General features: G+C 36.0%; 14 protein-coding genes. 7 read left to right on the forward strand and 7 right to left on the reverse strand.

The window, feature by feature from the left end:
* Window positions 1–194: 194 nt before the first annotated feature.
* The 6 genes from glyS to dnaA all read right to left on the reverse strand — a co-directional run bounded on the left by glyS (window position 195) and on the right by dnaA (window position 9,423).
* A complete protein-coding gene (gene glyS / locus H4J50_RS09570) occupies window positions 195–2,261 on the reverse strand; it encodes a glycine--tRNA ligase subunit beta (protein ID WP_182255976.1) in 2,067 nt (688 codons plus the stop codon).
* Window positions 2,261–3,196, reverse strand: a complete 936-nt coding sequence (gene glyQ, locus H4J50_RS09575) for a glycine--tRNA ligase subunit alpha (protein ID WP_108454503.1) — start codon at window positions 3,194–3,196, stop codon at window positions 2,261–2,263. Before glyQ ends, glyS begins: the two co-directional genes overlap by 1 nt.
* A 178-nt stretch (window positions 3,197–3,374) precedes the next feature.
* Window positions 3,375–5,819: a DNA topoisomerase (ATP-hydrolyzing) subunit B gene (gyrB, locus tag H4J50_RS09580; RefSeq protein ID WP_108454502.1), complete on the reverse strand. Its 2,445-nt coding sequence runs from the start codon at window positions 5,817–5,819 to the stop codon at window positions 3,375–3,377.
* Between the two features lie 10 nt (window positions 5,820–5,829).
* Window positions 5,830–6,927, reverse strand: a complete 1,098-nt coding sequence (recF, locus tag H4J50_RS09585; protein WP_182255978.1) for a DNA replication/repair protein RecF — start codon at window positions 6,925–6,927, stop codon at window positions 5,830–5,832.
* A 2-nt stretch (window positions 6,928–6,929) separates the two neighbouring features.
* Window positions 6,930–8,033 carry a DNA polymerase III subunit beta gene (gene dnaN, locus H4J50_RS09590; RefSeq protein WP_108454500.1) on the reverse strand — a complete coding sequence of 368 codons (1,104 nt, stop codon included), beginning with the start codon at window positions 8,031–8,033 and terminating at the stop codon, window positions 6,930–6,932.
* 28 nt (window positions 8,034–8,061) lie between these two features.
* Window positions 8,062–9,423 carry a chromosomal replication initiator protein DnaA gene (gene dnaA, locus H4J50_RS09595; RefSeq protein WP_108454499.1) on the reverse strand — a complete coding sequence of 454 codons (1,362 nt, stop codon included), beginning with the start codon at window positions 9,421–9,423 and terminating at the stop codon, window positions 8,062–8,064.
* A 478-nt stretch (window positions 9,424–9,901) separates the two neighbouring features.
* On the opposite strand from dnaA, the gene rpmH reads away from it, so the two are divergent.
* The 6 genes from rpmH to H4J50_RS09625 all read left to right on the forward strand — a co-directional run bounded on the left by rpmH (window position 9,902) and on the right by H4J50_RS09625 (window position 14,518).
* Window positions 9,902–10,036, forward strand: a complete 135-nt coding sequence (gene rpmH / locus H4J50_RS09600) for a 50S ribosomal protein L34 (RefSeq protein ID WP_081150635.1) — start codon at window positions 9,902–9,904, stop codon at window positions 10,034–10,036.
* Between the two features lie 41 nt (window positions 10,037–10,077).
* Entirely contained in the window at window positions 10,078–10,434 is a 357-nt protein-coding gene (gene rnpA / locus H4J50_RS09605; RefSeq protein WP_108457681.1) for a ribonuclease P protein component, read from the forward strand.
* The gene (gene yidD / locus H4J50_RS09610; protein ID WP_081150639.1) at window positions 10,401–10,649 is read left to right on the forward strand and encodes a membrane protein insertion efficiency factor YidD; all 249 of its coding nucleotides are present in this window, start codon (window positions 10,401–10,403) and stop codon (window positions 10,647–10,649) included. The genes rnpA and yidD overlap by 34 nt, the downstream gene beginning before the upstream one ends.
* Window positions 10,650–10,655: 6 nt before the next feature.
* Window positions 10,656–12,302, forward strand: coding sequence for a membrane protein insertase YidC (yidC, locus tag H4J50_RS09615; RefSeq protein WP_108457679.1), 1,647 nt, complete (start codon window positions 10,656–10,658; stop codon window positions 12,300–12,302).
* A gap of 204 nt (window positions 12,303–12,506) precedes the next feature.
* Window positions 12,507–13,892, forward strand: a complete 1,386-nt coding sequence (gene mnmE, locus H4J50_RS09620; protein WP_182255980.1) for a tRNA uridine-5-carboxymethylaminomethyl(34) synthesis GTPase MnmE — start codon at window positions 12,507–12,509, stop codon at window positions 13,890–13,892.
* Between the two features lie 110 nt (window positions 13,893–14,002).
* A complete protein-coding gene (locus H4J50_RS09625) occupies window positions 14,003–14,518 on the forward strand; it encodes a hypothetical protein (RefSeq protein WP_182255982.1) in 516 nt (171 codons plus the stop codon).
* Between the two features lie 62 nt (window positions 14,519–14,580).
* Here the strand turns inward: H4J50_RS09625 and H4J50_RS09630 are convergent, their stop codons facing one another.
* Window positions 14,581–15,126, reverse strand: coding sequence for a sel1 repeat family protein (locus tag H4J50_RS09630; RefSeq protein WP_182255984.1), 546 nt, complete (start codon window positions 15,124–15,126; stop codon window positions 14,581–14,583).
* 151 nt (window positions 15,127–15,277) lie between these two features.
* Between H4J50_RS09630 and H4J50_RS09635 the strand changes: the two genes are divergently transcribed.
* On the forward strand, window positions 15,278–15,629 hold a 352-nt coding region (locus H4J50_RS09635; RefSeq protein ID WP_182255986.1), incomplete at its 3' end, for a flavodoxin domain-containing protein.

The following is a 15,629-nucleotide window of genomic DNA, read 5'->3' on the forward strand; positions in this document are numbered from 1 at the left end:
TACCCAGACTATTTCCCTTGTTTTAAATCAGCATCTAGATAAAAAGTTGCTAATGCATATTTTAAAAGTGTTATGGATGTACAGACGGGTTAAATATTGGAAGTTTTTAGCACCTTAATTTTTCTTAATATAAAATGATAGATCAAAAAGGGAATGCCATAGCATTCCCTTCTTAGTTTTATCTCACTTAATTTCTACTGCAATAATGAAATATCTGCGATAGCAAAGAAACTATTACGAATTTCGTTTAGTAACGTCAGTCGATTAGTTTTAACTTGTTCATCGTCAGCCATTACCATGACATTATCAAAAAAGTTATCAATTGGAAGCTTCAATGCTGATAACTCAGTTAATGCGCCTTGATAATCTTTTGTAGCCATTAATGGTGCTATTTTAGTTTTTACCGCTGAAAATGCAGTCGCTAATTCTGTTTCTGCAGTTTCTAATGCTAAACCTTGATTAAACGCCTCAAACAGTTCGCCTTTAAATTTAACTAGAATATTACCGACACGTTTATTAGCCGCTGCTAATGTCGCTGCTTCTGCTAAAGTTTTAAAGTGTGTTACGGCGTGAATACGCTTATTAAAGTCTAGTGGCGCCGATGGTGCATTCGCTAACACGGCTTGTATAACATCAACACTAATATTTTGATCTTGATAATAAGCACGGTAACGTCCAAAAACAAAATCAAGTACTTGTTTAGTTACGTCTTGATTCGTTAGCTTGTCTTGATAAAGCTCAACACTTTTAGCCACTAAATCAGCAATATCTAAATTAAGGTCTTTCTCGATGATAATACGTATTAAACCAATGGCCGCACGACGTAGAGCAAATGGGTCTTTGTCGCCCTTTGGCGCTTGATTAATACCAAATATACCGACTAAGGTATCAACCTTATCAGCAATCGCTACCGCACAACCTATGTTCTGTTCTGGCAGTGTATCACCAGCAAAACGTGGACGGTATTGATCTTCAAGTGCCTGTGCAACAGCTTCTGGTTCACCATCATGTTGCGCATAATATTTACCCATGGTGCCTTGTACTTGTGGAAACTCAAGAACCATATCTGACATTAAATCAGTTTTACTGAGTAAACCGGCACGATGGGCCATAGCGGCATCGTCACCAATTACATTGGCAACAAACTCACTTAAGCTAGCAATGCGTTCAGACTTCGCTTTTACAGTTCCCAGCTGTTTTTGGAACAATACAGACTCTAAACTCTCCAATCTTGATTCAAGTGATTGTTTTTTATCTGTTTTAAAGAAAAATTCGGCATCAGCTAAACGTGGGCGAATTACCTTCTCATTTCCCTTAATAACTTGGCTTGGGTCTTTACTGTCTATGTTTGACACAAAAATGAATTTATTCAACAAGTTACCTTCAGTATCTGTCACTGGAAAGTATTTTTGATGATCTTTCATCGAATAAATTAATGGCTCTGCTGGTACATTCAAAAACTCTTCATCGAAGCTACCAGTTAACACTACTGGCCATTCAACTAATGAAGTTACTTCTTCTAGTAAATCATCGTCAGGTAAAACTATGCCACCAATTTCTGTTGCTGCTACATTAATTTGTTGTTGGATAGTTTCTTTACGTGCTTGGTAGTCAACAACAACATGTGCTGCTTTTAGTGCACTTTCATAGTCATCTGCATGACTTAATGCTACAACTCCGTGATGATGAAAACGATGACCCGTCACTAAGTTGTTAGAGCTAATATTTAGCGATTCACCTGGAATAATACTTGCGCCATACATTAGGGTTAATGTATGAACTGGGCGAATAAATTGTGTTCTACCTGACCCCCAACGCATAGGTTTAGGAACAGGTAACTTAGCAATGGCGTTATTAACCATGGCAGGAATTAACTGCTCTACGTGCTTGCCTTGCTCTATAGTTTTGTAAAGTAACCACTCACCTTTATCAGTAACTAAACGTTCAGCTTCTGCAACAGTAATACCATTTGAACGCGCCCAACCTTCTGCAGCTTTACTCGCATTGCCTTCAGCGTCAAATGCTACGTTTACCGCAGGTCCACGTTTTTCTATGGCTTTATCAGCTTGGTTTGCTATTAAGTTATCAACCTTTACCGCTAAACGTCTTGGTGTTGCATACCAGTGGATATCTGAATACGTGAGTTTTGCATCGTCTAACTGCAACTTAATATGATCGAAGAATGTCGTTGCTAAGGTTCTTAATGATTTCGGTGGTAATTCTTCAGTACCTAGTTCAATCAGTAGTGTTTCTGTAGTCATTATGATTGTTCCTTAGTAGAGCTACCATTTGCTGAATTATTTTTACACAGTGGAAAACCGAGTTCTTCACGTTTTGCATAGTATGCTTGTGCACAAGCTTTTGATAATGTTCTCACCCGTAATATGTAACGTTGACGTTCTGTTACCGATATTGCGTGTCGTGCATCAAGTAAGTTAAAAGCATGTGATGCTTTCATTACTTGTTCATAAGCAGGTAATGCTAAGCCAGCTTCTATCAGTTTTTGGCTGTCTTTTTCACATTGATCAAAGGTTTTAAATAATGCGTCAACGTCTGCATGTTCAAAGTTATAAGTTGATTGCTCAACTTCATTTTGGTGAAATACATCGCCATACAATACTTTACCCATTGGGCCATCGGTCCAAACAAGGTCATAAATACTATCAACGTTTTGTATGTACATAGCTAAGCGTTCTAAACCGTAGGTTATTTCACCTGTAACGGGTGCACATTCAATACCACCAACTTGTTGAAAATAAGTAAACTGCGTAACTTCCATGCCGTTTAACCAAATTTCCCAACCTAAGCCCCATGCGCCTAACGTTGGTGACTCCCAGTTATCTTCAACAAAGCGTATATCGTGTACAAGTGGATCAATACCCATCTCTTTTAAAGAGTTAAGGTACAGCTCTTGAATATTGTCAGGAGAAGGCTTCAGCATTACTTGAAATTGATAATAATGTTGTAAGCGGTTTGGGTTTTCACCATAACGGCCATCGGTAGGACGACGACATGGTTGTACATAAGCACTACTCATTGGCTCAGGACCAATAGAACGTAAAAATGTCATCGGGTGAAATGTACCTGCCCCTACTTCTAAATCTAATGGCTGAACGATTACACAGCCTTGGCGCGACCAATAATCTTGCAACTGCAGTATTAGTCCTTGAAAGGTCTTTATATTAAAGGTACTCATAACATTCCGAATCTATGGTTATATTGTATTAAATAAGGCTAATTATAACGTTTGTCGCTTTATTAGCCTAGTGCCCTTGCCTAGATGTTTGGTATTTTATTAACATATTATGCAAGGTTAGAAACAAAAAATGCCCGATCTGGTGATCGGGCATTTATATCTTAAAAGTTTTTAAACACTAAACATCTAAGTTAGCTACTTTAAGTGCATTTTCTTCAATGAAGTGCCTACGCGGTTCAACATGATCACCCATTAATGTAGTAAACAATTGGTCAGCTGCAATAGCATCTTCAATAGTTACCTGAAGCATTCTGCGAGATTCTGGATCCATGGTTGTTTCCCATAATTGACTTGGGTTCATTTCACCTAGACCTTTATAACGCTGTATGTATTGACCACGTTTTGACTCAGCCATTAACCAGGTTAACGCTTCATCAAATTCAGTAATCTGCTTAATTTTTTCGCCACGTTTAACGTAAGCACCTTCTTCCATTAAGCCGTTCACTGCTTTATTTAAACTTTGAATTGATGCAAACTCTTTTGAGTCAAAAAATTCATAGTCACAATCATATACCGTATCAATACCATGCTTACGCACATTAAAGCTTGGGTAGTAAACATTACGCTCTGGATCTTGCTTAACTTCAACAGTATAAATAGAGCCATTACCGTCTTGGTCAGATAACTGTTTAAGTAAGTTCGCTGTCCAAGATTCAACTTTTTCTTTATTGTTAAAGTCTTCAGTAGAAATAACGTCGCTGTAGATCATTTTCTCTAGAATATCAGCAGGAATCAAACGAGAAACACGCTTTATAGTTTCATGAGTTTTTCGGAATTGTTTTACTAAATTCTCTAAAGGTAAACCTGATAACGCCGGGGCAGATTCATTTACATGTATTTCTGCATTCTCTAAAGCAAGCGTTGTTAAATATTCAGTTAAACCATTCTCATCTTTTATATAACGCTCTTGCTTACCTTTTTTCACTTTATAAAGTGGTGGTTGAGCAATGTATATATATCCACGTTCCATAATTTCTGGCATTTGACGATAGAAAAATGTCAGTAGTAATGTACGTATGTGAGAACCATCCACATCGGCATCGGTCATGATGATGATACTGTGGTAGCGTAGTTTCTCAGGGTTATATTCGTCGCGGCCGATACCACAACCTAAGGCTGTAATTAACGTACCTACTTCTTGTGAAGATATCATTTTATCAAAACGAGCTTTTTCTACGTTTAGAATTTTACCTTTTAATGGCAAGATAGCTTGGTTTTTACGGTTTCTTCCCTGCTTGGCTGAACCGCCAGCAGAGTCCCCTTCCACTATATATAGTTCAGATAGTGCCGGATCTTTTTCCTGACAATCTGCTAACTTACCAGGTAAGCCTGCAATATCTAACACACCTTTTCTGCGTGTCATTTCTCGTGCTTTACGAGCGGCTTCACGCGCACGTGCAGCATCAACAATTTTCATAATAATAGTACGAGCAACAGCAGGTTTTTCTAATAGGTATTCACCTAATTTTTCACCCATTGCTTGTTCTACGGCAGTTTTAACTTCCGATGAAACTAATTTATCTTTAGTTTGCGAAGAGAACTTAGGGTCAGGTACTTTAACTGAAATTACTGCGGTTAAACCTTCACGAGCGTCATCACCAGATGCACTTGTTTCAGTACTACCACCTTTCTTAGTTTTATTTAGACCTTCTTTAACCATGTAGCTATTAAGCGTACGTGTTAATGCTGTTCTAAAACCACTTAAATGTGTACCACCATCGCGTTGTGGAATATTGTTAGTAAAACAATGAATACTTTCTTGGAAACCATCATTCCATTGCATTGCAACTTCAACAATAATTCCATCTTCACGTTCTAAATCAAAATAGAATATTTCTTCATTAACGGGTGTTTTGTTAGTATTTAAATAATCAACAAACGCTTGTATACCACCATCAAAGTGGAAATGATCTTCTTTACCGGCTTCACGTTCATCAATAAGTCTGATTGATACACCAGAGTTTAAGAATGATAATTCACGGATTCTTTTCACTAGTAAGTCATAATGAAATAGAACATCGGTGAATGTATCTTCACTTGGCCAGAATCGAACTTCTGTACCCGTTTTATCACTTTCGCCAACAACCTTTAAAGACTCGGCTGGAACACCATGATGATAAAACTGTTCGAATAACTTACCATCTCTTCGAATGTTAAGTTTTAATTTATGGCTCAAAGCATTTACTACAGAAATACCAACACCGTGCAAACCACCTGAAACTTTATAGCCTGAGTCTTCACCACCAAACTTACCACCAGCATGCAATACTGTCATGATAACTTCTGCTGCTGAAATACCTTCTTCAGGGTGAATTTCTGTCGGAATACCACGACCGTCATCTCTAACAGATACAGAACCATCTAAGTGAATTTTAACAATAATATCACTACAGTGACCTGCAAGTGCTTCATCAATTGAGTTATCCAACACCTCAAATACCATATGATGAAGACCTGTGCCATCATCGGTATCACCTATATACATCCCTGGTCTTTTGCGAACTGCATCTAAGCCTTTAAGTACTTTTATACTTGCCGAGTCATATTCATTTTCTATTGTCATAGCTTGTAGCCTACTCACTCATTACTGATAGTTTGCCATGTTTCACGTGAAACATTTTATAGTTTTCTTTCTGTGGAACAAGTTGTTCCACCGCTGCTTTATCAATTGCGGTTACAATAACCTGACATTCTATTGCTGCTATTGCATTATTTAATAATGCTCTAGAATGAATATCTAGCTCTGCACCTACGTCATCAATTAATAAAATTGGTTTTACTAGGTTAACTCTTTCAATCAACTTTGCTTGTGCAAAAGTTAACGCTAGTAAAAACAACTTCTGTTGTCCCCGTGATAATTGATTATCTATTGAAGCACCATTTAGTAAAAACCTAACATCAAATTTTTGTGCACCAAATAAACTATATCCGTTTGCTAATTCTTTATCGTGATATTGCTGTAATACATCTAGTAAATTCTTCTTACTATTCCAGCCTTGTAAATATTGAATAACAATTTCTTTAGATACTGAAGGTAACATTATTTCAAGCCAAAAACTTAACTCTTTAGTCAACTCTTTAACATATTCAGATCTAAGGTCAGCAATAACTTGCGAGCTATCAGCAAAAACATCTGTCCAATAATTTAACGTACTGCCTGTAGTTTTAGAACGTAAACAAGCATTACGTTGTTTTAGAATGCGTGAAAACTCTTTCCAGTGATCTGAAAATGAATGTTTCACGTGAAACAATCCTAAATCAATAAATCTTCTTCTTTGCTTTGGCCCACCAAAAAATATTTTAAAGCTCTCTGGCGTTATAACCTGTACAGCAATATTTTTTGCTAAAACAGAAAATTTATACTGTTTTTCACCATTTATTCTTATTTCAGTGTTCGTTGCAGTGGCGCCATTAAAAATTTTTCTAACGCCCATTTGGCAATCTTTATTAGTTTTAGCGCTTACAGTAAAGCTGTGCTTATGATGCTGTAATAAATTAACCACATTAGAACTACGAAAAGATTTGCCATGTCCTAAATAGAAAATAGCCTCTAATAAACTACTTTTACCGCTACCGTTATCACCAATAATAAAATTTAAATCTGAATGTAATTCAATCGATATATTTTCTATATTTCTGAGATCTTGAACAATTAGTTTACCAATACTCATTCTTACAAACGCATTGGCATAACAACGTACAAGGCTTCTCCAGATTCGCCACCTTCAATCACTACACTACTATTTGCGTCTGCAAGTGTGAATTTAACATCCGTTTCTTTAATGGCATTTAAAACGTCTAATACATAACTGACGTTAAAACCAATTTCAACTTCTTCGTATGGAAAATCTATTTCGATAACTTCTTCGGCTTGTTCTTGTTCAGGGTTGTTAGCCGTAATTTTTAATTCCGTGCGACCAAAGTTAAGACGTACACCTTTGAATTTTTCATTTGATAAAATAGAAGCACGAGATAAAACTTGTCTTAACACATCTTTGTTAGCATTAAGAATTTTATCACCATTACGGGGAAGTACACGTCTATAATCTGGGAAACGACCATCAACAAGTTTACTGGTAAATGAAAATTCAGTATCTATTATTCTAATATGATTAGAGCCTAAGAATACTTGAATACCTTCATCAACAGGATCAAGTAAACGTATAATCTCTAAAATACCTTTTCTAGGCACTATCACTTGGCGAGCAGGTAATTCAAGTTCAGGGTTGGAAATTTTGCATATAGCCAAACGATGACCATCAGTAGCTACAGAGCGTATTTCATGGCCTTCAGTTTCAATCGACATGCCATTCAAATAGTAACGAACATCTTGGTTAGCCATTGAAAAATGGGTACTTTCTATCAAACGAAGTAATTCAGATTTCAATAAAGTAAATTCTACATCACCCTTCCATTCTTCAATATTAGGAAAGTCACTAGCAGGTAAAGTTGACAATGAATATTTACTGCGACCTGTACTGATTTTTATAACGTCATTATCAGTTTCAAAAGTCAGCATAGAGTCATCAGGTAAGCTTTTACAAATATCGAGTAACTTACGTGCAGGAATAGTTACCTGACCATCATCTGATTGATTATCGACAGTGGCATACGCAACCATCTCTAACTCTAAATCAGTAGCTGTTAAAGTAAGTGATTGCCCACTTACATCAAAAAGTATATTACTTAAAATGGGTAATGTACTCTTTCGTTCTACAGCACCTGAAACCAATAGTAATGGCTTCAAGAGTAATTCTCTATTTAATGAAAATTTCATTTCTGACTCACTATTAACTTACTTATTATTATGATGACAATGTTCTTGTTAAATTTGAATAATCTTCTTTTATATCGTGAGATTCTTCACGTAAAGATTTCACCTTACGACATGCATGTAGCACTGTAGTATGGTCTCGCCCACCAAAAGCATCACCTATTTCAGGTAAACTATGATTAGTTAACTCTTTAGATAATGCCATGGCTATTTGACGAGGTCTAGCAACTGAACGATTTCTACGTTTTGACAGTAGATCTGCTACTTTAATTTTATAATATTCTGCAACGGTTCGCTGAATATTATCAATAGTGACTAATTTATCTTGCAAGGCAAGTAAATCTCGTAAAGCCTCTCTAACAAAATCAATCGTAATTGCTCGACCAGTAAAGTTAGCATTTGCAATAACTCTATTCAAGGCGCCCTCTAATTCTCTAACATTAGACCGTAGGCGTTTAGCAATAAAGAAAGCAACCTCGTCAGCTAGATTTATATGACTCTCTTGTGCTTTACGTTTTAAAATAGCGACACGAGTTTCTAATTCTGGAGGTTCAATGGCGATGGTTAGTCCCCAGCCAAATCGAGATTTTAGTCTGTCTTCAACGTCAACTTCTTTAGGATAACGATCGCTGGTCAAAATTATTTGTTGATTACCTTCAAGTAAAGCATTGAAAGTATGGAAGAACTCTTCTTGAGTTCGGTCTTTACCAGCAAAAAATTGAATATCATCTATTAATAAAGCATCAACTGAACGGTAATATTGCTTAAATTTTTCCATGGCATTATTTTGCAGTGCGCGCACCATGTCTTGAACAAAACGTTCTGAATGCATGTAAGCAATTTTAGCATTAGGTTTATTTAATAATATGCCATTACCAACAGCATGTAATAAATGTGTTTTACCTAAACCTGTGCCGCCATAAATAAATAGCGGGTTGTATGCAGCACCAGGATTGTCAGCAACTTGTGAAGCGGCGGCTCGTGCTAATTGGTTTGATTTACCTTCTACGAAGTTGTCAAAAGTATACTTAACCCTAACATTTGTCGTTTTAGGCAAATTGCTTTCTGGAACAGCAGTATCTCTATTAGCAGGCTGAATATTAGGTTGGATTTGGTTGATACTATTTTGAATGTTAGGTGTTTGTGATGGAATACTACCTACGTCAAAACGAAGTAAAGGTGGATTTGCGCTATCTTGCATCCCTACGAGCTCATTAATGCGATTAACGTATTTATCTCTTACCCAATCTAGTACAAACCTATTTGGCGCATATAACGTCATTATATTGTCTGTAACCACGCACTGTAGTGGTCGAATCCACATACTAAATTGTTGTGCGGGTAATTCTTCTTGAAGAACAGACAAACATTTTTGCCAAAGTGTAAGATCCAACAACCGACTCCTGATAAATACACTGCTTTTTGCGATTAATATCGTATAAATTAAAATGATAAAAAGCAGAACAGTAAAAAATTTAGATTTTTTATAATTCCCTATTATCACTATAGTTATCCACAACATCAATATTGACAAATCAATAAATAGCTTTTATTTTCAGTTATTTTTAATAATCTCAATAGAATTAGGCTTCTTGCTAATTTTTAATATCAAAATAGTGCTAAAAAAGTTTCGATATACTATTTAATTATTACCCAATAAACCGCAAAATTTTGATTTGAAAATGCATAATTGTTATAAAACTGTGGATATATTTTAGATCAAGACGATCAACATAAGATCTTTTGAAAAAAGCTAGAGAATAACCATTGACAAAGTCTCTTTCTCTATATAGAATTTCGCCTCATTTTTAGACCCAGTGTGCTCATGAAGGCTGTTTTGCCAGGGCAACAACAACAGACGGATTAGCGTAATGAAAAGAACATTTCAACCTAGTGTATTAAAGCGTAAGCGTAACCATGGCTTCCGTGCTCGTATGGCAACAAAAAACGGACGTGCTGTAATTTCACGTCGTCGTGCTAAAGGCCGTGCAAGCTTAAGTGCTTAATCTTTTAACTTGATATTTAAGTTAAAGGAATAGTAGCCGCTATGGTTACTTATGAATTTAATCGGGAGTCACGCCTGTTGACTCCCGGTCAATTTCAATCTGTTTTTTCCAAACCTCTTCGTTTTGGCTCTAGCCATATTACTATTCTTGTTACTCCAAATTCTGATAATAATAACCGTCTCGGTTTAGCCATTGCTAAAAAACGGGTTAAATTAGCTGTACAACGAAATCGTATTAAACGACAAATTCGCGAGAGCTTCCGTTTAAATCAACATAACCTCCCCCATATAGATATAGTCGTTATGGTGAAATCTGGCACTGACAAGTTAGAAAACAAAGAAATTAATCAGCAATTGGAAAAAATATGGCGCAAAGTAATTCAACGCCACAAAAAATAGCTATTACCCTAGTAAAAGCTTACCAGCGCTGGCTTAGCCCATTGCTCGGACCCCATTGTAGATTTGATCCAACATGCTCTTTTTACGCTATAGAAGCAATTAATCGCTTTGGTGTGATAAAAGGTTGTTGGTTAGCAGGCAAACGTATACTAAAATGCCATCCACTCAATGCGGGAGGACATGATCCCGTGCCACTATCAAAAAAAGAGAAATAAGACATTATGGAATCCCAACGCAGTTTTCTTTTTATTGCGCTTATGGTTGTTACCTATTTGCTATTTACCCAATGGCAAACGGACAATGCTCCAATTATTGAGCAACCAGCAGTATCTCAACAAACAATGCCAAGTAATACTAATGGCGATTTTGTTCCTGAATCATCAGCGACAGCAACGTCAGTAAGTAATGAAACTAAAGTTGTTAATGCAACAGTAATTTCAGTAACCAATGATGTTTTAGCACTTAAAATTGATACCAATGGTGGCGATATTGTTGAAGCTAAATTACTTAAGTTCGATACAGAACAAGGTAATGGCATACCCTTTACTATTTTGCGCAACGACAAAGATCGTTATGTTGCACAAAGTGGGTTAACAGGCGCTCAAGGATTAGACCGTGTTATTCCAGGACGTCCTATTTATCAAACTTCTGCAACCACATATCAAGCCAATGCCAATGAACCTTTGGTAATTGATTTAAACTATGTTGATAACGCAGGGCTATCGGTAACTAAACGTTTTACACTGAACAATGATAGCTATGCTATTAATGTTGAATATATTATTGCAAACAACACTTCAAATGCTGCAAGTGTTCAAATGTATGCTCAACTAAAACAAACTACGTTAATTGACACGGGTAGTGGCTTAATACCGACTTACAAAGGTACTGCTTACTCGACAACTGAAGACGTATACGAAAAATACGACTTTTCTGATATTGAAGAAGCCGACTTAAATGTATCAACTCAAGGTGGCTGGGTTGCTATGTTGCAGCACTACTTTGTTTCTTCTTGGGTTCCTGAGAAAACAGCTGATAATCAATTATATACAAGATATTCAAGTAACAAAGATGCTGTTATTGGTTTTAAAGCTCCGGCAATAACGATTGAGCCAAATAGCACAGCTACAACTTCAGCTACTTTCTATGTTGGTCCAAAAGACCAAGACGTATTAGAAAAAATCGAAGAAAACTTAGACTTAACCATTGATTACGGCTTTTTGTTTATGATCAGCCAACCGCTATTTTGGTTACTGATTAAAATACAATCTATTGTGACCAACTGGGGTGTAGCAATAATTATAATTACCCTAATCGTTAAAGGCGGTATGTACCCGTTAACGAAAGCGCAATATACCTCAATGGCAAAAATGCGTGCTTTGCAGCCTAAAATGACACAGCTAAAAGAACGCTTTGGTGACGATAAACAAAAAATGTCACAAGCTATGATGGAACTTTACCGTAAAGAGAAAGTAAATCCAGCTGGCGGTTGTTTACCATTAATTGTCCAAATGCCAATTTTCTTAGCATTGTATTGGGTATTTTTGGAAAGTGTTGAATTACGTCATGCACCATTCATGCTTTGGATCCAAGATTTATCAGCACAAGACCCGTTTTACATATTGCCAGTATTAATGGGCGTTAGTATGTTCATTATGCAAAAAATGCAACCAATGACTGTGCAAGATCCAATGCAACAAAAAATAATGCAGTATATGCCAGTGATGTTTACTGTATTCTTTTTCTGGTTCCCGTCAGGCCTAGTACTTTACTGGTTAGTCAGTAATATTATTTCAATTGTTCAAATGAAAATAATATTCTCGGGCATCGAAAAGAAAAAAGAAAAAGAAAAGATCAAAGCGAAATAACATTATTTTTATCTCCTAAAAAGGTGGCTTAAGCTGCCTTTTTTTATGCCTAAAATATCTGGTGCTAATAAGAGTTAACATAGCTTAATACATAAACTTAAGTGAAAAATAAAAAACAAAACCACTGTACGCATTTCAAGCGCGTTGTTAACGGTTTATAATGTCGCCAATTAAGAGTATTCATCGATAACAGAGAACATACCTATGTCAGACCTTGCTTTTTCATCAAGCCAAAAAGAAACAATAGCTGCGCAAGCCACCGCACCTGGCAGAGGTGGTGTTGGCATAATCAGAGTTTCTGGACCTGAAGTTAAAAATGTCGCTCTAGCTATTCTAGGTAAAGTACCTGAATTAAGAAAAGCTGAATATCTCACCTTTAAAGATCGCAAAGGCGAAGCGCTAGACCAAGGGATTGCAATCTACTTTAAAGGCCCTAACTCTTTCACAGGTGAAGATATTTTAGAGTTACAAGGCCATGGCGGACCTATTATCTTAGATATGTTATTAAAAGAGATATTAGCATTACCAAAAGTACGTATGGCTGGTCCTGGCGAGTTTAGTGAACAAGCATTTCTCAATGACAAACTTGACTTAACACAAGCTGAAGCAATAGCCGATTTAATTAACTCAAGCTCTGAACAAGCTGCTAGATGCGCATTACATTCACTTCAAGGTGACTTTTCAAAACTGGTTCATAAAATGGTTAACGATACGATCCATTTACGCATGTACGTTGAAGCTGCCATCGACTTTCCAGAAGAAGAAATTGATTTTCTTGCCGATGAAAAAGTTGTGAACGATTTAAAAGCGATCATTACACAAGTAGCTGAAGTAAAAAGTAAAGCTCAGCAAGGCAGCATAATTAGGGAAGGAATGCGCGTAGTTATTGCTGGTCGACCAAACGCTGGTAAATCAAGCCTACTTAATGCACTAAGTGGTAAAGAGAGTGCAATAGTCACCGATATCGAAGGCACCACTCGCGACGTATTGACAGAACAAATTCATATTGATGGTATGCCCTTACATATTATTGATACAGCAGGCCTTAGAGAGAGCGCTGATAAAGTAGAACAAATTGGAATTGAGCGAGCATGGCAAGAAATAAAACAAGCAGATCGCGTATTGCTAATGATAGATTCAGCACAAGATGAAAAGGATGATCCTAAAGCTGTTTGGCCTGAATTTTTTGAAAAGCTACCAGAAAATATCGGATTAACTATTATTAGAAACAAAGCTGACATAAGCCAGGCAAAAACTGGCTACAGTGAAGCGAACACTACACCTACCATAACACTATCAGCAAAGACGGGTGAAGGGGTTACAGCGCTGACAGAGCACCTTAAACACATCATGGGTTACCAAGGTAGCACTGAAGGTGGATTTATGGCAAGACGACGTCATTTGGTTGCACTTGAACAAGCACACCAACATTTAGAAATAGGACTAGAACAACTAGAATCTTATGTTGCGGGCGAAATACTGGCAGAAGAACTACGGTTTTGCCAAGAAGAACTGAATAAAATTACCGGTGAATTCACAAACGATGATTTATTAAGTCAGATATTCTCATCATTCTGTATTGGAAAGTAATAAAATCAATAATGTGTTAAATTCATAAAAATTAATGATCACTCTATTTAAATAAAGCCATATTAGTGATTAAACTGGCGGTATTTAAAAGGCTTTTAACTAGGAAAAAAATGAAAAACTTACCCAAATTACTGATAGCGTCCTATGTTGCATTTATTAGCAATATGGCTAGTGCAGACAATTTAAGCGTTGAAATCGTTCAATGTTCTGAAATGAAAAATAATCAACAAAGATTGCAATGTTTTGATAGTTACGTTGCAAAAAATTCAACTTTGAATTCTGAAAATAAAATTGATAGCACGAGTAAGTTAGAAGTATCAACTATCAATACTAAAGCAGAAGGAGAAAAAGAATTAGTTTCATCTTTTGGTAAGGCCCATAGGTATTCAGAGAAAGAGCGTGAATTTGACGAATTTAAATCAACCATTAAAGTCGCAAGTAAAAATTTGCACAAAGATTGGGAGATTGAATTAGAAAATGGTCAAATTTGGTTACAAAAAGGTGGAGATAAACGAGCAAAATTCTCAGATGGCGATTCTATTATTATAACAAGAGGCGTTATGAATAGTTTTCAGCTTAAAAAAATAGGTACAAAACGTAGAATCAGAGTACGCAGAATTCTATAAATATAAGAACATGCAACCAGTATTAATGGCTGCATGTTCTAAAATCAAACTTAGTCTACGTATTAATCTATTGATGTAATACTTTGCTGATCATCAACAAAGTAGTAACCATTCTTAACTTCCATTTTTTTACAACGATAAGTTGGCTTTTTAGATCCTAATTCTTTTACATTTTTGCATTTTAAACGCTGACTCTTAGCACCATAAAGCGCTAAATATTCATTGCCTTCTGCTACTAATTTAACTAGAAAATCTTTCGGTAACTTTTCTTGTAACATTATTAATGGTCTTTCCCATACCTCACTCTTTTGTTCGTTAGCAACAGTTAGCCAAGCATAACTTTTTAATAAGTCTTGCTGAGTACCTTGTGCATTAAGGTACATGGTACCAACCATATATTGAGACATTTTATCGCCTCTCTTTGCGAAAAGTTCTAGTTGAGGTAATGCTTGTTCAAAATCATTGTCTTTATATAATCTAATAGCCTGTTTAAGCTCTTTATTATAGCTACTTATATCAAGGGTATTACTTGCATAAGAAGCGTTACTAAAAGTAACAACAGATAATAAAAGCATTGATATAATAAAATTAAAAGTAATTGTATTCATAGTGTCTTCAGTATTGATTTTTATATTATCTATATAATAGCTAACATGATGTTTCTATGTTTTTCAAATTGTAATATTGTGTGAATGTAGTGCTTAAAACAGACTAATTGGTTTAAATAAACCAGACTAAATAACTTAATAGAGGTAATAAATGAGCTCGTTTCAAATCATTGTTGGTAGCATGTTAGGCGGATCTGAATATGTTGCTGAAACTTGTGAAGAAGTATTAATTGGTTACGGCCATCAAGTTGAATTGCATTTTCAACCTGATTTAGCTCAAATATCAAACAAAAATCAAACTTGGTTAATTTGTACTTCAACTCATGGCGCTGGTGATTACCCAGACAATATACAAGCATTCGCTACAGATATTGAAAATACCGATCTAGATCTATCCTCAGTTAAATTGCTTACGATCGCTATTGGTGATTCAAACTATGATACCTTTTGTTATGCAGGTAAAAATATAAATAAGTTATTATTATCAAAAGGTTGTATAGAAT

Origin of the sequence: Colwellia sp. 6M3, from assembly GCF_014077595.1 — a bacterium.
Taxonomy (GTDB): Bacteria; Pseudomonadota; Gammaproteobacteria; order Enterobacterales; family Alteromonadaceae; genus Cognaticolwellia.